General features: G+C 71.4%; 10 protein-coding genes. 1 reads left to right on the forward strand and 9 read right to left on the reverse strand.

Annotated features, from left to right (window positions below):
- Nucleotides 1–121 precede the first annotated feature (121 nt).
- Nucleotides 122–2,203, forward strand: a complete 2,082-nt coding sequence (locus CP976_RS15050; protein WP_167537556.1) for a hypothetical protein — start codon at nucleotides 122–124, stop codon at nucleotides 2,201–2,203.
- 104 nt (nucleotides 2,204–2,307) lie between these two features.
- Here CP976_RS15050 and CP976_RS15055 read toward each other — a convergent pair whose 3' ends face one another.
- The 9 genes from CP976_RS15055 to CP976_RS15095 form a co-directional block, all read right to left on the reverse strand.
- A complete protein-coding gene (locus CP976_RS15055) occupies nucleotides 2,308–3,516 on the reverse strand; it encodes a glycosyltransferase family 2 protein (protein WP_150480824.1) in 1,209 nt (402 codons plus the stop codon).
- A 204-nt stretch (nucleotides 3,517–3,720) separates the two neighbouring features.
- Nucleotides 3,721–5,802 carry a hypothetical protein gene (locus CP976_RS15060; protein ID WP_150485360.1) on the reverse strand — a complete coding sequence of 694 codons (2,082 nt, stop codon included), beginning with the start codon at nucleotides 5,800–5,802 and terminating at the stop codon, nucleotides 3,721–3,723.
- 203 nt (nucleotides 5,803–6,005) lie between these two features.
- Entirely contained in the window at nucleotides 6,006–7,502 is a 1,497-nt protein-coding gene (locus CP976_RS15065; protein ID WP_059417764.1) for a bifunctional cytidylyltransferase/SDR family oxidoreductase, read from the reverse strand.
- A 573-nt stretch (nucleotides 7,503–8,075) separates the two neighbouring features.
- On the reverse strand, nucleotides 8,076–9,626 hold the full coding sequence (locus tag CP976_RS15070) for an alkaline phosphatase D family protein (RefSeq protein WP_150480825.1): 1,551 nt from the start codon (nucleotides 9,624–9,626) through the stop codon (nucleotides 8,076–8,078).
- Nucleotides 9,627–9,794: 168 nt separating this feature from the next.
- Nucleotides 9,795–11,291, reverse strand: coding sequence for an FG-GAP-like repeat-containing protein (locus tag CP976_RS15075; protein ID WP_150480826.1), 1,497 nt, complete (start codon nucleotides 11,289–11,291; stop codon nucleotides 9,795–9,797).
- 153 nt (nucleotides 11,292–11,444) lie between these two features.
- Entirely contained in the window at nucleotides 11,445–12,881 is a 1,437-nt protein-coding gene (gene obgE / locus CP976_RS15080; RefSeq protein ID WP_150480827.1) for a GTPase ObgE, read from the reverse strand.
- 126 nt (nucleotides 12,882–13,007) lie between these two features.
- On the reverse strand, nucleotides 13,008–13,262 hold the full coding sequence (gene rpmA / locus CP976_RS15085; RefSeq protein WP_010041940.1) for a 50S ribosomal protein L27: 255 nt from the start codon (nucleotides 13,260–13,262) through the stop codon (nucleotides 13,008–13,010).
- Nucleotides 13,263–13,276: 14 nt separating this feature from the next.
- Nucleotides 13,277–13,597 (reverse strand): 50S ribosomal protein L21, encoded by a 321-nt coding sequence (rplU, locus tag CP976_RS15090; RefSeq protein WP_004931419.1) that lies wholly within the window; start codon nucleotides 13,595–13,597, stop codon nucleotides 13,277–13,279.
- A 259-nt stretch (nucleotides 13,598–13,856) separates the two neighbouring features.
- On the reverse strand, nucleotides 13,857–18,002 hold the full coding sequence (locus CP976_RS15095) for an Rne/Rng family ribonuclease (protein WP_150480828.1): 4,146 nt from the start codon (nucleotides 18,000–18,002) through the stop codon (nucleotides 13,857–13,859).
- Between the last annotated feature and the right edge of the window lie 142 nt (nucleotides 18,003–18,144).

The raw sequence follows: 18,144 nt of genomic DNA on the forward strand, positions 1-18,144 counted from the left end.
GACACCACGGGACGGCAGCCGCCCTCTACGCCCTGACGACACGCGCGTGTCGTCAGGAGGTCGCCGCGCGTTAACCCGGGCGGCCGACCTGCGCCGACCCGACGCTCCTGGAGTGACCGCAGTGCCCCTACCTCTCCCCCGCCCACCGGCCCTGCTGAAGGGGCTGGTCACCATCGTCCTGGCCGCCGCGTTCGCCGCTCAGGCGGTCGCGGCGCTGCTGCCCCACGTTCCACTGCTGCTCGCCGCGACCACCGTCTCCCTCGCCACCGAGGGCGTCCTGTACCGGTGGCAGCGCGGGGTGCTGTCGCTGTTCGCCAAGTCGCACGCGGACATCACCGTGCGGCACGTCCTGCGGGACCTGCTGCTGGTCGTGGGTCTGCTGCGGCTCGGCGAGCAGGACCGGGAGACCGTGTACGCCCCGCTCGTGGCCGGGCTGCTCGCCTTCTACGTGCTGCACTGCGCGATCCAGGCGGTCTCCGTGCTGGTGCGCCGGACCCGCACCCTGCCGGTGGTGACCCGGAACATCGACGCCTCGGCGCTGCGGCTGTCCAAGGCCCCGTCCGCGCTGCTGCGCCGCCCCGGCCACCGGCTGCTGGTGTTCGGCCTGCCGGCGACGGCGGGGCTGCTTGCCGCCGCGCCGGGCGACGAGCCCGTGTACGCGGCCGCGGGCATCGCGCTCTCCCTCGCGCTCGCGCTGACCGGCCTCGGCGCACTGCTCTTCCGGCTGCTGCCGGGGCGCCGCCCGGCCGGCGAGCAGGAGGTGCTCGACTGGTTCGACGCGTGGCTGGCCGAGTACCGGCCGACCGTGGGCCTGTACTTCTCCGGCGGTGCCTCCTCGGCCTACCAGGCGAACATGTGGCTGGAGCCGCTCGCCAAGACCGACGGGAAGCCGGTCATCGTGCTGCGCGAACGGTTCATGGTGCAGAAGATCGCGGCGACGGACATCCCGATCGTGTGCCTGCCGAAGGTGTCCACGCTGATGCGCCTCGAGCACTCCACGCTCCAGGTCCTCATCCACCCCTCGAACTCGGGCAAGACCTCCCAGGTGCTGCGCATCCCCACGATCAGGCACACCTTCGTCAACCACGGCGAGAGCGACAAGCTGTCCTCCTGCAACCCGTACGCGAAGGCGTACGACGAGGTCTGGGTGGCCGGGCCCGCCGCGCGCGAGCGGTACGCGCTGGCCGAGGTGGGCGTCGAGGACAAGGACGTGGTGGAGACGGGCCGTCCGCAGCTCGACGCCGTACGGCCGTACGCCGGTCCGCCTGCGGGGCCCCGCGGCGGAGCCGCTGACGGGCACTTCACGACCGTGCTGTACGCGCCGACCTGGGAGGGCTGGGACGGCAACCCCGGCAACACGTCGGTGATCGCGGCCGGGGAGAACCTGGTGCGGGCGCTGCTGGCGGACCCGGGCGTGCGGCTGCTGTACAAGCCGCATCCGCTGACCGGGTCGGTGGACCCGCGCGCGGGCGCGGCCGACCTGCGCATCCGGGAGCTGATCCGGGCGGCCAACCGGGAGCGGACGGGGGCGCGTCGTCCCACGGTCGGTCCCGAACTGGCCCGGCTCACCGAGGAGCTGGACCGGCTCACTACGACCGCCTTCCGGACCGGGGCCGACACGGTGGAGCGGATGCGGGTGCAGTCGGCGCCGGAGCCGGGCCGTGCGGAGGCGGTGGCACGGGCGACGGCGGCCTGGGAGGAGGCGTACTGGGCCTCGCTGCCGGAGAGCGAGCACCAGATCATCACGGACGCCCGGCCCGCGCTGTACTCCTGCTTCAACGTGGCCGACCTGCTGATCAGTGACGTGTCGAGCGTGATCAGCGACTTCCTGGCGAGCGAGAAGCCGTACGCGGTGGCGAACACCAGCGGACTGCCCGAGGAGGCCTTCCGTACGGCCTTCCCGACGGTGGCGGCGGCGACCGTGCTGACGCCGGACGCGGCCGGGATGCCGGACCTGCTGGAGACGGTCCGGCACCCGGAGAAGGACGACCTGGCCCAGGCACGCGCCGCGTTGAAGCTGCGCCTGCTGGGCCCGGCCGATCCGCCGTCGCAGGAGCGCTTCAACGCGGCCGTACGGGCCCTGTGCGAGGAGGCCCGGGCCCACCGGGCACGAGTGGCGGAGCGCCTGACGGCGGAACTGCCCGGCCAGCGCACGGAGCCGGCGGGTGACGGGGCGGGCCTGCCGACGGCCGCACCGCGCTAGCGCTCAGCACGACGAACCAGACGAACCAGCGGACGGCACGACGAACCGACCGGCGAACCAGGCGCGGGGCCGTGGGCGATCGACCCACGGCCCCGCGCCCGTGTTCAGGCCGCCTGCCGCACCTCACGCGACGTCAGCACCCGCCGCGCCTTGCGCACCGCCCGGCGTACGAACGTGTCGACGCCGCCCTCGCGGTAGCCCGGGAAGGCGCGGGCCTCGCGCGGCTCGGCGAGGTACACCGAGTCGGGGATGCCCGCGGCGCGGTCGCGGAAGTGCGGATAGGCCAGGTAGACGCGGCGGCCCTTCTTCTCCAGGAGGGCCGCCGCCTGCTTCTTGGCCTTGACGAACTTCACGACGTCCAGCAGCAGTTCCGGACGCTGCTCGGCGACCAGGTGCAGCCGCAGCCGCTCGTGGACCTTGAGACGCTGGGCGACGCCCTCGGTCCAGTACGCGTCCATCAGCGGCTTGGCCAGCTCGAACTTGTGCCGGCGTATCTCCTCGCTGTCCGTCAGGTACTTGGGCCCGAACTGCGGCAGCAGCGTGACGAGGAAGGGCCGGACCATGAGCTGGTCGCGCCGGCCGCCCGCGGGGACGAGGTCGGCGATCAGGTTCATCAGCGCCCGCGCGGAGTCGAAGCGCAGCGTGTAACTGCCGCTCTTCGTCACGTGCTTGCCGTCGTCACGGCCGACCAGGTAGTAGCAGGTGTGGTCGGCGACCACCGAGACGCCGTCCGCCCGCAGGTACGCCTCCATCGTGAACAGCGCGTCCTCGCCGGTGAACAGCGACTCGTCGAACCGCATGCCGTGCCGGTCGAGCAGCTCCCGGCGGAACAGCTTCTGCGCGCTGAGCGTGAACTTGATGTTGGACGAGTAGACGTCCGTGCGCTCCACCGTCTTGCCCCACATGGACTTCGGCGCCGAGCGGTTGACGCCCTCGACCTTGCCGAGGACGACGTCCGTGCCGGCCCGGTCGGCCATGTCGACCATCCGTTCCAGGGCCTCGGGGCCCAGCCGGTCGTCGGCGTCGAGGAAGAAGACGTAACGCCCGGTCGCCTTGCCCAGACCGACGTTGCGCGGGCCGCTGGGGCCGCCGGAGTTCTCCTGCCGGATCACCAGGACGTGCATGGGAGCGCGCTCGGCGAATTCCTCCAGGTACTCCCCCGTGCCGTCCGTCGATCCGTCGTCCACCGCTATGACCTCGATGCGCTCCGGATCGATGGTCTGTGCCTCGACGGACGAGAGGCACTCGATCAGGTACGGCATCGCTTCGTACGCACCGATGATCACACTCACATCAGGCTGCGCCACGGTCACGTTTCCCCCTAGTCAATGGGATATTCCCCCCGTATCTCCTCATTCGCTACTTGGTAGACGGGTGATCGAGGCAAGCGGTTGCCTCGCTCACCCGTATCAGTGAGTCACGTCACATGGTGAACCGGCAGGCGGCGGGAACGAGAAAGAGTTCGGCCCCCGAGGAATGCTCCTCAGGGGCCGAACTCTGAAGCAGGCGGCGGCGGTTCAGCCCGTGCCGACGCCGTCCGTGTCACCGGCGGAGGACACCCGCTGACCGGGCACGGCGTTCGCCAGTTTCTCCGCGTCGGCGGTGGCGGCCGCGATCCGTGACTCCTGGCCGACGTTGCGCGTCTCGGCCTTGATCGCGAGGTTCGCGACGGCGGTGTTGAACTGGTCGATGGAGGCCGGCTCGTCCGGGCCCAGCAGGTACTGCTTGAGCTCCTTGCGGTCCTCGGCCAGCGGATCGGCGGCCGGGTCGCGCACCGCGCCGAGCAGCTCGCCCAACTCGGCCGCGCTGTTGGACAGGATCACCGCGGCACGCACCGCCGTGTTGTTCCGCTTGAACTCCTCGGCACCCAGCTCCGCGGAGTCGGTGACCGCGTACGGCTTGCCGCTCGCGATGAAGTCGGAGACCACGCTGGAGATGTCCGAGACCATCGCGTCCGAGACGTTGAAGCAGTCGTACAGCCGCGGCTCGGAGCCGGTGATGACGCGGTGCTCCCAGGTGGGGAAGGAACGCCAGTAGGCGTCGTTCCACTCGGCGCGCAGCCGGGCGACCTCCTCGTGCCGGGCGACGTCGATCTGCCCGTCACGGGTGGCCTCGGCCTCGTCGCGGCCCTTGTCGCCGGTACCGGCCAGCTGGGCGATCCGGGCCTCGATCCGGGCCAGCTCGGCCTTAACCTGCGCCTGGGCGGCGCTGTCGGTGGCGAAACGCGAGTCGGCGGCGCGCTCGGCGGCGGCCTTCTGGACCAGGGCGGTGATGCGCTGGTGCGCGGCCTTGGCCTCCTTGCTGCGCGTGCCGGTGAACGGGTGCGGCTTGTACAGGACGCGGACCGGCGGGTCGGCCGTGATCAGCCTGCGCACGATGTTCTCGCCGGCCAGCAGGATCGAGGTGTTGCCGGGGTTGTCGTCCCAGCCCTCCCAGGTGGGGGCGTACAGGACCGTGGGGATGCGTCCCTCGGGCACGCCCTGCCAGGTCTGGATCGGGGCGAGCTGCGGGCGGCCGACCTCGACGATGTCGTCGTCGCGGACACCGACGTCGGCGATGGCGTAGCGGTCGCGGCCCGCGCGGCCGGCCGTCCACACCTCGTCGTAGACCTTGCTGAACGGGTTGACGCTGGCGAGCTTGTCGCTGTCGCCGTGACCGATGAAGACGTGTTTGATGGTGGGCACGCGCAGCATGTGGATGTTCTTGCCGACGTTCGCCGCGTAGAGCGCGACCCGCACCGTGGACAGGTCCATGTTCATCAGGTGCACCCCTCCGGGCACGCAGATGACGGGGACCGTGGTCGGGGCCAGGTTGTTCAGGATGGCCCGCTCACGCAGGATGATCAGCGGCTTGGAGTCCAGGTTCTCCATGGTGTCCAGCCACATGTTCACCTGGTACGCGGAGTCCTTCGAACCCGAGAAGTACAGGACCGTCTCCGGCTTGTACCCGCCCAGCCAGTCGTCGACGGCGGCCAGCACCCGCTCGGCGTTCGGCGGGATCTTGCGGCCGCGCACGTACGGCACGAGCGCCACGACGTACAGGGTGGCGACGGCCACCGTGATGCCGATGCCGACGAAGCCGACGAGTGCCGACTTCACCTGCGCGGCGAGCAGGATGCCGACGACCGCGAAGAGGTCGAGGTGCAGCATCTTCTCGGCGGAGCGGTGCAGCAGCCGGCGCGGCGGGGCGTCCGGGATGCGGATGCGGGACTTCAGGTCCACGTTGCGCGTGGCGACCGGCATGCGGCGGCGGTTGCGGATGAGCTGCACCAGCGCGCCGTGCGGGGCCTGGAGACCGTAGAAGGCGATGAAGCAGGCGATCGCGCCGTAGTAGATCAGGTTGTCCGCCAGGGACAGCCGGGCCAGCAGCAGGACCAGGAGCAGCTGCCGGATCAGGAAGCGGATCGACAGGCCGGCCCGGACCTTGCCGAGGCGGTTGATCAGGTAGCTGCCCTTGCGGTGCAGATAGTGGTCCGCCAGGTACGTCACGGCGGCCGCTGCCGCGAAGGCGGGGACGCTCGGGACGAGCGCGGCCAGCATGAGGGCGGGGAAGCCCGCCACCATGAGGACCGCCGCGGCCAGCTCGGCCGCGCTGCCCACCCGGGCGACGCGAATAGCGGTGGATATCACGGAGAAACCTGCTCTTGGGAGGGGTGTGCCGGTCTTGGTTCGAGAATGCGGCTGGTCTGTGAATATTCGCGAGACGGTATGGATTCAGGCCCCTGCGAACACTCCTGTTGACGAACACCGTTAACAGGAGGGCGCAGAGGCCTGAATTACTGAAGTCTATTTGGCGCCAATTATTACACGCCGTCCTGCCGGTCCAGCACCGAGGCCAGCGCCTGCTCGAAGCCGGAGGCCCGGGCCGCACCGGCGGTCGGGTCCTGCTGACGGACGTCGATGACGTGGCCGGTCAGCTCGGACAGCAGCACGTCCAGCGAGGTGCGCGCCACTGCCTCGGAGGACAGCAGCGAGCCTGTCGGCTCCTGGCCGAAGGCCTTGGTGCGCATCGGGGTGGCGGTGCGCTCGGGGTTGATGCAGTTGACGCGGACGCCGTCGCCGGCCCACTCGTCGGACAGGGCCTGGGTGAGGTTCACCATCGCGGCCTTGGTCGAGGAGTAGAGGCTGTACTCGGCGCGACCCCGGGTGTAGCTGCTGGAGGTGTACAGCAGCAACTGGCCCTTGGTCTCGGACAGGTACTTGTACGACGAACGGGCGATCTGCACCGGGGCCAGGTAGTTGACCTTCAGCGCCTCCTCGATGGTGGCGTTGTCGGTCTCGGCGAGCTTGCCGATGCGCAGCACGCCCGCGGTGTTCACCACGTAGTCGATGCGGCCGGTCTCGGCGTAGGCCTTGGACAGGGCGTCGTCGACCTCCTCCGGATTCTCCACGTGGGTGCCGGTGGTGGAGCGGCCCAGCGCGTAGACCGAGGCGCCGTAGGACTCGGCGAGCTCGGCGATGTCCTTGCCGATGCCGTAGGAGCCGCCGAAGACGACGACCGTCTTGCCGGTCAGCAGCTCCCGGTAGGCCTCCTCGGAGACCTGCTCGGGCGCGGCCGTGGAGGCGAGCTGGAAGAGCTTGTCGGCGATGAAGACGTCGACGGGCTGGGTGACCTTCATGTTGTACTCGTCACCCGCGACGACGTGGATCGGCACGTCCGGCAGGTACTTGAGCACGACGGAGCAGTCGTCGGTCGCCTGGAAGTTGGGGTCGCCTGCGGCGACCTCGTAGGCCCGCTTGATCGTGGACAGCTTGAAGGCCTGCGGCGTCTGGCCGCGGCGCAGCCGGGAGCGGTCCGGGATCTCGGTGATGAACTCGCCGTCCTCGCCGTGCGTGCGCGTGACGATGATGGTGTCGGCGGAGGGGATGGCCACGTCGACGGCCTGGTAGCGCTCCAGCGCGGTCACGCAGTCGTCGATGACGCGCTGCGACAGCAGGGGGCGCACGGCGTCGTGGAAGAGGACGTTGGCGTCCTCGCCCTCGGCCAGGCCCTCACCCAGGGCCGAGATGGCGCGCTCGGTGGTCTCGTTCCGCGTGGCGCCGCCCTCGATGATCTTCGAGACCTTCTTGAATCCGGCCTTCGCGACAATCTTCTCGATGTCGGGCACATAGCCCGGCGCCATCAGCACGATGATGTCGTCGATCGAGTCGGCGTTCTCGAAAGTGGTCAGCGTGTGCTCGATGACTGCCTTGCCGGCGATCTTCAGCAGCTGCTTGGGGATCGACAGACCCACGCGCTGACCGGTACCACCGGCCAGGATCACTGCGGTGGTACGGGGCTTGGCTATGTGCTGGGACACAGGTGACCTACCTTGGGGCGACAGGGAACTTCGAAATGGTCCCACTTGTGGTTACCGCAGTGCAAGGTGAGCGACCTCTGCCGCATATGTGCGCGCAACCTGTCATTCACCTCCCACTCCTGGTGATTGGTGAGACGGCTGCGCGGGCCCCGGGGAAATGCGCTGTGAGTAACTCCACAGATGCTCAGCGACGTCGGAGCCGCTCGGGACGGCGGTGACCGAGGACCTTCACGAGTTCCTTGGACGATGTCCGGTGCACGGTACGCGCTTTGAAGGCGCCCTGCGTACCGGCCCCGCCGCTCGCCGCGGCGGGCCCGGCGGCCGTGGTGCGCGGATCTTCACGTCCCGGGGCGAGGGGCTGCACGCGTTCTTCATAGGCCCGGGCGCGAATACGGCTCGCCCGGCCGTTCATTGCCGCGGAATTCCTGGTCAAGATTCCGCAGCATTTCGGTCTCGGCGAGAGCAATACGCGACAAGCCCGCGGGGGACTTCTCACACGGCTCCCCCGTCTCGTACGACGAAGGGCCCGGCACTCCGAGGAGTACCGGGCTCACGGGAGCGTCAGGGGCCGGGTCAGACCACCTCGACGCCCGGCCGGCCCGCCTCGACCCGCAGTTTGGCCAGCGTGCTCGGCGTCGCCGACGGCTGCCGCACGGTGTCGACCACCCTCACCTGCGCGTCGATGCCGTCGCGGCGGACGTCGAAGAGGTGGTAGCCGCGATGGGCGTCGAGCAGCTTCCAGTGCGGGTTGTCCGGGCGCCGCGGGTCCCACTCCCTGCGGAAGGCCGCCTGGTCCTGGTCGCCGTTGCTGGAGATGGACGTGCCGACGAACTCGGCGCCGACGACCGCGGAGTCCGGGTCGGCGTAGTCCACCTTGAGGTCGCTGATCATCGTCAGGTGCCGGTCGCCGGAGAGCACGACGGGGTTGCGGACCTTCCTGAACTCCTGGAGGAACCGGTTGCGTTCGGCCTGGTAGCCGTCCCAGGCGTCGTAGAACCAGAGCTTGCCCTCGCCGACCTGGAGGTCCGTCTCGGCCATCATGATCTGCGAGGCGATCAGGTTCCAGCGGGCCGGCGAGCCCTGGAGCCCGTTCAGCAGCCACTGCTTCTGCCGCGCGCCGAGCATGGTCAGGGACGGGTCCTGGGCGCCGGCCTGGCTGGTGGCCTGGTCGCTGCGGTACTGGCGGGTGTCCAGGACGTTGAGCCGGGCCAGGCGGCCGAACTCCAGACGGCGGTACATCCTGATGTGCGGACCGTTGGGGACGGCGGTCGCCCGGACCGGCATGTGCTCGTAGAACGCCTGGTATGCCGCGGTCAGCCGGGCCACGAACGCGTCGTGCGGCTGCTTGTCCGGGTCCTGCGGGATCTCACCGGCGAAGTCGTTGTCCACCTCGTGGTCGTCGAAGCTCACCACGAACGGCGCGTGTCCGTGCATCGCCGCGAGGTCCGGGTCGGTGCGGTACTGCGCGTACCGGTTGCGGTACTGGACGAGGCTGAACGGCTCGCCGGTCCCCTCGTGCCGCCGCAGCGCCGTCGCCGAGGGCGTGGACTCGTAGATGTAGTCGCCGACGAACACCACGACGTCCGGGTCCTGGTCGAGCATGTCGGCGTACGGCGTGAAATAGCCGTGCTGCCAGTTCTGGCAGGAGGCCAGCGCCATGCGCAGGGAGCCACCGGAGCTGTAGGGGTGGGGCGCGGTACGGGTGCGGCCGGCGGGCGAGAGCTGCCCGCTGGTGCGGAAGCGGTACCAGTACGTACGGTCCGGGCGCAGCCCGCGTACGTCCACGTGAACGCTGTGCCCGTACTCGGGCCGGGCCTGGGCGGTGCCCCGGCGGACGAGCTTTCTGAACCGGGAGTCCTCCGCGAGCTGCCATTCCACCGGCACCACCCGGTCGGGCATACCGCCGCCGTTCAGCGGGTCCGGGGCGAGCCGGGTCCACAGCACGATGCCGTCCGGCAGCGGGTCTCCGGAGGCGACGCCGAGGCTGAACACGCCGTCGGGCAGCGGTGTCTCGGCCCCGTGGGCGGTGGCCGGAAGCCACAGCTGGGCCGAGGCCGCGGCACCGAGGACCGCGGCACCGCCGGTCAGAAATCGGCGTCGGTCGGGGGATACTGCTCCGGTCATCGACTGACTCCCTTACCTCGCTGGCCACTTGGACACTGGGAAGCTTCACGCTCGCGGGCGGTCCGCCCGCTGAACGCCGGGGTTCACGTACATGACAACTAAGCAGCCAAAAGGAGACCCGCCGCCAGCGCTGGAACAAGCCGTTGCCGGGGCGGGTCTGACAGGTGATCAGTCGGCGAAGCCGGTGCCGAGCCGGGCCTCCGTGGCGGTGGTGCCGAGGAGTGTGTTGCCGAAGGTCGTGGTGGCGTTGGGGCTCACGACGGTCGCCGGGGCGGACCTGAAGTACCACACGGACCCGGCGTTGCCGTTCTCCCCCGGCGCGCCCGCGGCCAGGTCGGCCAGGCCGTCGTGGTTGGCGTCGGCGAGGTGGACGGCCCTGCCGAAGGCGTCGTTCTTCTCGGCCGTGCCCGGCACGTTGGGCGTGTCCTGTGTCACTACTTGGGCGCCGGTGCCGGTGAGCCCGCGCTCGGTGCCGGGCAGCACCACGACGGCTCCCGCGTCGGCCACGGTGCCCAGGTTCTCACCGGGCAGTCCGGTCGCCACGTCCGGGAATCCGTCGCCGTTGACGTCGGCGACCCGGACGTCGGTGCCGAAGCCGTCGCCCGCCTCGGCGCTGCCGGGCACGCCGGGGCTGTCCTGGTTGAGGTGCTTGGCCTTCACACCGTCGGGCCCGTCCGGGCCGCCCGGGATCCAGGTGACCCGGCCGCCCTTCGCCGCTGGGGTGTCGAGGTCGCTGTCGTACCCGGTGACGGCCCGGCCGACCACGATGTCGTCGTAGCCGTCCCGGTCGATGTCCCCGATGTCGAGGTTCTCGCCGCCCTTGAGCCGATAGCCGTCGGCGCCCTGCACGGTGGTGTACGGCGTGAGTCCCTGCTCGGTGCCCAGCCAGTACACGACCCGGCGGGCGTCGAACTCGTCGCCGTCGATCTGCGTGCCGGCCACGTCCGTGACACCGTCGCCGTTGACGTCGCCGGTGGCCAGGTCGAGGTAGCGGCTGTCGAACTCGTCCGTCAGGAGCTGCTCGCCGTGGGCCGTGGAGCCGTCCCGGGTGAACGGGCCTTTCAGCACGCGCAGGTTGAGCTGGTTCTCCACGGTCACCAGATCCTCGGCACCGTCGCCGTTGATGTCCCCGACGGTCAGGCGCCCCTGGCGGCCGAGCCAGTCGTAGGCCTTCCCGGTGGCCAGGACGGCCCCGCCGGACAGGCCCTTCGCACCGCCCCACAGGACCTCGACCAGCCCGGACTCCTCCCCGCCGTCGGCCGTGTCCTCGCTTCCCACGCCGACCACCAGGTCCGCGTACCCGTCGCGGTCGAGGTCGGCGGTGGTGAGCGCGCTGCCGAACGCGTCGTCCGTCTCGGGGCTGCCGGGCACGCCGGCCGTGCTCTGGCTGAACACCTGCCTCTTCGTCGTGTCCAGCCCGTTCTTCGTGCCGTAGACCACGGCGACGTATCCGGCGCCCTTCTTGCCGCCGACGGTCGCGGTCGGGGCGGCCACGGCGAGGTCGGCGTAGCCGTCGCCGTTGAAGTCGTCGTGGAGCTTCGCCGCGCCGGCCGGGGTCGTGGGGGCGGCGTCGGCGGCCTGTGCGGCCACCGGGGCGGTGACGGCCGCGACGACCGCGACGGCCGCCGCCACTGCTGCTCCTCGGCCGATCCTGCGCTTGCTCATGGACTGGGGCACGTGAACTCCGGTGATCCGCTGGGCAGTTGCGGCACGGAGAGGAACAAGATCCTCATCCGCGCTGCCCAGTACGACTCACCGAAGAACGACTTGGTTGCCTTGAAGTCCGTTGCGAATTTGCTTCCCGTTAACCCGGGACGCTCAGAACGGCTCGAAGTCGTCGAACTCCCGCTGCGCGTCGTCCCGCTCGGCCTGCCGGTCCCTGCGGCGCTGTGCGGCCGGTCGCGCCTCCTCCAACCGGTGGTCCTCACCGCGCCTGCCGAGCATCTCGGCCCCGGCCATCACGGACGGCTCCCAGTCGAAGACGACCGCGTTCTCCTCGGGGCCGATGGCGACACCGTCGCCGCTGCGGGCGCCCGCCTTCATCAGTTCCTCTTCGACCCCGAGCCGGTTCAGCCGGTCCGCGAGGTAGCCGACCGCCTCGTCGTTGGCGAAGTCGGTCTGCCGCACCCAGCGCTCGGGCTTCTCGCCGCGCACCCGGAACAGCCCGTCCTCCTCGCGCGTCACCGTGAAGCCGGTGTCGTCCACGGCCTTGGGCCGGATCACGATCCGCGTGGCCTCTTCCTTCGGCTTCGCCGCCCGCGACTGCGCCACGAGATCCCCGAGCGCGAACGACAGCTCCTTCAGCCCCATGTGCGCCACGGCGGACACCTCGAACACGCGGTACCCGCGCGCCTCCAGGTCGGGCCGCACCAGCTCGGCCAGCTCCTTGCCGTCCGGTACGTCGACCTTGTTCAGGACGACGATCCGCGGACGGTTGTCCAGCCCGCCGTACTGCCGCAGCTCCTCCTCGATGAGGTCGAGGTCGGAGGCCGGGTCGCGGTCCGACTCCAGCGTGGCGGTGTCCAGGACGTGCACGAGCACACTGCACCGCTCCACGTGCCGCAGGAACTCCAGGCCCAGGCCCTTGCCCTGGCTGGCTCCCGGGATCAGTCCGGGCACGTCGGCGATCGTGTACACCGTCGATCCGGCCGTGACGACACCGAGGTTCGGCACGAGTGTGGTGAACGGGTAGTCGGCGATCTTCGGCTTGGCGGCGCTCAGCACCGAGATCAGCGACGACTTGCCGGCGCTCGGATACCCGACGAGCGCCACGTCGGCGACCGTCTTCAGCTCCAGGACGACTTCCCGCAGGTCTCCCGGCTCGCCGAGCAGCGCGAACCCGGGCGCCTTGCGCCGCGCGGACGCCAGCGCCGCGTTGCCGAGCCCGCCCCGGCCGCCCTGCGCGGCGACGTACGACGTGCCGTGCCCGATCAGGTCGGCGACGACGTTGCCCGCCTTGTCGAACACCACCGTGCCGTCCGGCACCGGCAGGACGAGGTCCTGCCCGTCCTTGCCGGAGCGGTTGCCGCCCTCGCCGGGCTTGCCGTTGGTGGCCTTGCGGTGCGGGGAGTGGTGGTAGTCGAGGAGCGTGGTCACGGATTGGTCGACGGTGAGGATCACGTCCCCGCCGCGCCCGCCGTTGCCGCCGTCGGGCCCGCCCAGCGGCTTGAACTTCTCACGGTGGACGGAGGCACAGCCGTGACCTCCGTTACCCGCGGCGACATGCAGCTCGACGCGGTCCACGAAGGTGGTCATGGTGGGTGCCTCCAGTGATGTACGGCCGTTGCGTACGGGTTGTACGGGGTTGTTCTCTGCGTAACACGCGAAAGGCGGACCCGCTTCCCGTGAGGGAAGTGAGGTCCGCCTCGCGAAAGCTTCCGGTCAGGCGACCGGAACGATGTTCACGACCTTGCGGCCACGGTGGGTGCCGAACTGCACCGAACCGGCCTGGAGGGCGAACAGCGTGTCGTCGCCGCCACGGCCGACACCGGCGCCGGGGTGGAAGTGGGTGCCGCGCTGACGGACCAGGATCTCACCCGCGTTGACGACCTGACCGCCGAAGCGCTTCACGCCGAGGCGCTGAGCGTTGGAGTCACGACCGTTACGGGTGGACGATGCGCCCTTCTTGTGTGCCATCTCTCCTCAGTCCCTTACTTCGCAGCCGCGGGGATCTCAGTGACCTTGATCGCCGTGTACTGCTGGCGGTGGCCCTGACGACGGCGGTAACCGGTCTTGTTCTTGTAGCGCAGAATGTCGATCTTCTGGCCCTTGTGGTGGTCCACGACCTCGGCCTGGACCTTGATGCCGGCCAGCACCCACGGGTCGCTGGTCACGGCGTCGCCGTCGACAACGAGCAGGGTCGAGAGCTCGACCGTGTCGCCAACCTTGGCAGTGGAAATCTTGTCAACCTCAACGATGTCGCCGACAGCAACCTTGTGCTGGCGACCACCGCTGCGCACGATGGCGTACACGCGGACTCACTCTCTCGCTCGGGGAAACGGCACCCCCGCAGGCCAGCCGCCCGACACAAAGAGCGGCCTCTCCTGGGCGCCCGGCGCCCGGAGGATGAGGTTTACGGGGATGTGACGCGTCATTCGACACGCCGACGGTCAAGGTTACGGGGCTGCGGCCGAAGGGGTCAAACCGAGCCGGGCCCGCCCCCTGTGCGACCGGTCACGCCGGTCGGGGCGTACGCAGGTTCGCGCACGCCCCGGCGGGCGTCGGTGCCGGTCAGTCCTCGTCGGTGGAGGCCGAGACGGAGGAGCGGGACTGCTCCGCCGCGACGGTCTTCTTCGACGTGGTCTTCTTCGCGGCGGTCTTGGTGGTCTTCGCCGCCGCCTTCTTCGCCGTCGTCTTCTTGGCCGCGGTCTTCTTCACCGCGGTCTTCTTGGTGGCGGCCTTCTTCGCCGTGGCCTTCTTGGCCGTCTTGCGGGCCGTCTTCTTGGCCGGGGCCGACTCCTCGGCGGCCTCCTCCGTGGCGGCGCCTTCAGCCACGGCGGCCTCGGCGGCCTCGGGGGCCTCCTCGGACGCCGCCGACGGGACGACCACGACGGCCGCCTCCTCGGACGCTGTGGACACGGTGGGCTTGCGCACGGCACGGCGCCGCGGACGGGCCGGGGCGGCGCTCTCGGCGGGCGCCTCGACGGCCGCCTCGGCCGTCGCCGCGGGCTGTTCGGCCTGCTCGGGCACCTGAGTGGCCTCGGACGCGGCGGGCGCGGTCTCGGAAACCGTCACCACGGTCGCTTCCGCCCCCGCCGGAGAACCGGCCGGCGCGGACACCTTGCGCGTCGCCCGACGACGGCCACGGCCCTTGGGCGCGGCCTCCTCGGCGGCCGGGGCCTCGACGACCGGGTCCTCGACGGCCATCGGCTCGGCGTGCGCCTCGGCGGCCGGCTCCGGCTGCACCGGACGGGCGACCTCCTCGGCGGCGGTCACGTCCTGAGCCGTCGGCACCTCGGCCTCGGCCTGCTCGGCCTGCCTGTCCTGCCGGGTCTTCGGCTCGGCCGTCTCACCGCGCGGCGCACCCGCCGGAGACGACGCCCGCCGGCTCGCCCGGCGTCGCGTCCGCCCGCGACCGGCCGCGGCCTCCGCCTCGGCGGCGCTGCTGTACAGCTCCTCGTCGGGCTCGAAGACCGGCTCGGGCAGCGCGACCGGCTCGGCGATCTCGGCACCGACCTCGGCCTCGGTCTCCGCCTCCTCCTCGGCGGTCTCGACGGCCGCCTCGTGCACGTGCGGCTCGGCGGCACCGGCACGCGCACGCTTCTTGCGCTTGCCGCCGCCCCCGGCGGAGGTCGGCTGCTCCATGTGCACGATGACACCGCGTCCGTTGCAGTGGACGCAGGTCTCGGAGAAGGACTCCAGGAGCCCCTGCCCGACCCGCTTGCGGGTCATCTGCACGAGACCCAGCGAGGTCACCTCGGCCACCTGGTGCTTCGTGCGGTCCCGGCCCAGGCATTCGAGCAGGCGCCGCAGCACCAGGTCCCGGTTGGACTCCAGCACCATGTCGATGAAGTCGATGACGATGATGCCGCCGAGGTCGCGCAGCCGGAGCTGGCGCACGATCTCCTCGGCCGCCTCCAGGTTGTTCCTGGTGACGGTCTCCTCGAGGTTGCCGCCCTGGCCGGTGAACTTGCCGGTGTTGACGTCGACGACGACCATCGCCTCGGTCCGGTCGATCACCAGCGAGCCGCCGCTGGGCAGCCACACCTTGCGGTCCAGCGCCTTGGCGAGCTGCTCGTCGATCCGGTACGTGGCGAAGACGTCGACCTCGGAGGTCCACTTCGTCAGCCGCTCGGCGAGGTCCGGCGCGACGTGCGAGACGTACCCGTGGATGGTCGACCACGCCTCGTCGCCGCTGACGACGACCTTGGAGAAGTCCTCGTTGAAGATGTCGCGCACGACCCGGACGGTCATGTCCGGCTCGCCGTACAGCAGCGTCGGCGCGTTGCCGCCGTTCTTGGACTTCTTCTGGATCTCCTCCCACTGCCCCTGGAGCCGCTCGACGTCCCGGCGCAGCTCGTCCTCGCTCGCGCCCTCGGCGGCGGTGCGCACGATGACGCCCGCGTCCTCGGGGACGATCTTCTTGAGGATCGTCTTCAGCCGCGCCCGCTCCGTGTCGGGCAGCTTGCGGCTGATGCCGGTCATGGAGCCCTCGGGCACGTACACGAGGTAGCGCCCGGGGAGGGAGACCTGGCTGGTCAGACGGGCACCCTTGTGCCCGATGGGGTCCTTGGTCACCTGGACGAGCACGGACTGCCCGGACTTCAGGGCGGACTCGATGCGCCGCGGGCCGTTGGCCATGCCGAGCGCCTCGAAGTTGACCTCACCGGCGTACAGGACGGCGTTGCGGCCCTTGCCGATGTCGATGAAGGCGGCCTCCATCGACGGCAGCACGTTCTGCACCTTGCCGAGGTAGACGTTGCCGACGTACGAGGTCGACTGTTCCTTGTTGACGTAGTGCTCGACGAGCACGCCGTCCTCCAGGACGCCGATCTGCGTACGGTCGCCGTGCTGCCGGACGACCATCACGCGGTCGACGGCCTCGCGCCGGGCCAGGAACTCGGCCTCGGTGATGATCGGCACCCTTCGGCGGCCCTGCTCGCGGCCCTCCCGGCGGCGCTGCTTCTTGGCCTCCAGACGGGTCGAGCCCTTGATGGACTGCACCTCGTCGGACGGTTCGGCCTTGGGGCGGGGCTCGCGGACCTTGACGACCGTGCGCTCCGGGTCGTCCTCGGAGGGCTCGGCGGCGTCGGCCGCGGTGTCACCGGCACGGCGACGGCGGCGCCGGCGCCGGCGGCTGCTGCTGGAGCCGCCGCCCGACTCGTCACGGTCGGCGGCCTCGTCAGACTCGTCCTGGTCCTCCTCGGCCTGCTCCGCGCTGTCCTCGGCCTCCTGCTCGGACTCGGCGTCCGTGCCCTCGCCGCCCTCGGCGTCGCTCTCGGCGGACTCACCGCGCCGACGGCGGCGGCCGCCCCGGCGACGGCGACGGCGCGAGCCGGCACCCTCGGAGTCGTCCTGGTCCTCGCCCTCGGCGGACTCCTCGGGCTCCTCCACCTCGTCGACGGCGGCACTCTCGGCAGCGGGGGCCTCGGCGGCCTGGGCCTCGGGCTCGTCCGCGGAACCCCGGCGACGACGCCGGCGGCGCGACCCGCCGGACTGCTCCTCGCGCACCTCGGCCGACGCGGACTCCTCCGCCTCCTCGGGCTCCTCGGGCCCGGCCGCCTCGGCGGCGGCTGCGGCTGCGGCCCGCTCCGGCGTCTGGAACTGGGGCTCGGTGAACACGGGCGCCTGGAACACGGCGACAGCGGGCCGCGCGGGCCGCGCCGACGCCTCGTCGTCACCGGCGGCGGCCTGCGCGGACTTCGAGGACCGGGAACCCCGCGAGGACTGCGCGGGCTCGGCGAAACCACTGGCGGCCCGGCGGACGGCCCGGCGGCGGCGCCGCGGAGCGGCGTCCTCGGCGGGCTCGGAAGCCTGGGCGGCGGCCTCGGATGCTCCCTCGGACTCAGCGGCAGGGGAATCGGTCACAGGTGCCTTCGCCTCCTCGGCGGGCGAGCCGGAGGGGGCCTCGGCGGGCCCACCAGACGCGGCGGCGACGGCCTCGGCGGGCGCGTCGGTGGTGGCGACGGAGCCGGACCGGCCCGCGTCGGCGGTTTCTTCGGCCGCGTCCGCGGCGGCAGGCGCTGCGGTGGGCGCGGTCACGCGTCGTGTGGCACGCCGCCGAGTCCGGCGCGGAGCAGCCTCCTCGGCGGCCTCCGCGGTGTCGGCGCCGTCAACGGCCGCGGCGGCCTCAGGGGCGCCCGGCTCGGCCTGTGCGACGGCGGCCGGCGCCGTCTCCGTCTCCGCCGGGGTCGCGGCAGGGGAGGTCACCGTGCGCGTCGCACGACGCCGGGTGCGCCGGGGAGCGGCGTCCTCGGACACCTCGGCGGGTGCGGAGGCCTCGGCCTGCTCCGACGCCTCGGAATCGGCCGGAGCGGCGGCGGTCACCGGCACCACGGTCTCGGCGGCCTCGGCGGACGCGGGAGCCCCGGCGGGCGCGGCGGCACGGCGGACCACACGGCGCCGCTTCGGAGCGGCGGGCGCGGCCTCCTCGGCGCTCTCCGCAGCCTCGGAAGTCTCCTGCGCCGCTGCGGCCGTCTCCTCGGCGGCGGTCTCCTCGGCCTCGCCGTCCTCTACGGCGTCAGCCGCGAGGTCCTCGGGCTCCGCGGCCGGTATGGCCGGCGTGACGGTCTCCACCGGAGCGTCGGAGGAGGTGCCGACGGGCGGACCCGCCGGCCGGGACGCGGCACGACGCCGCCGGCGAGGCGGCAGGGTGTCGCTGGGAGTGTTCTGTTCGGAGTCCGTGGCGGACTCTGTGGGTTCGGTCGGTCCGAGCATGCGGGCTTTTCTCCCGTCAGGCTCCCGGGCGCCGCGCCTGGTCCGGCTGTGCCGGTGACGTCCGCGGCTCGCGCTGTGCGCGTCGCCGCCGTCCGGGGCGCGGGCGCCGCACGGGAGCTCTCTGTGTCCTGTCTCGCCGGTT

It is taken from the genome of Streptomyces coeruleorubidus, assembly GCF_008705135.1.
Taxonomy (GTDB): Bacteria; Actinomycetota; Actinomycetes; order Streptomycetales; family Streptomycetaceae; genus Streptomyces; species Streptomyces coeruleofuscus.

Excerpts from the sequence above, each read along its gene's own strand:
- CP976_RS15070 (WP_150480825.1), bottom strand. The coding sequence starts at position 9,626 with ATGACCGGAGCAGTATCCCCCGACCGACGCCGATTTCTGACCGGCGGT.
- CP976_RS15075 (WP_150480826.1), bottom strand. The coding sequence starts at position 11,291 with ATGAGCAAGCGCAGGATCGGCCGAGGAGCAGCAGTGGCGGCGGCCGTC.
- obgE (WP_150480827.1), bottom strand. The coding sequence starts at position 12,881 with ATGACCACCTTCGTGGACCGCGTCGAGCTGCATGTCGCCGCGGGTAAC.
- rpmA (WP_010041940.1), bottom strand. The coding sequence starts at position 13,262 with ATGGCACACAAGAAGGGCGCATCGTCCACCCGTAACGGTCGTGACTCC.
- CP976_RS15095 (WP_150480828.1), bottom strand. The coding sequence starts at position 18,002 with ATGCTCGGACCGACCGAACCCACAGAGTCCGCCACGGACTCCGAACAG.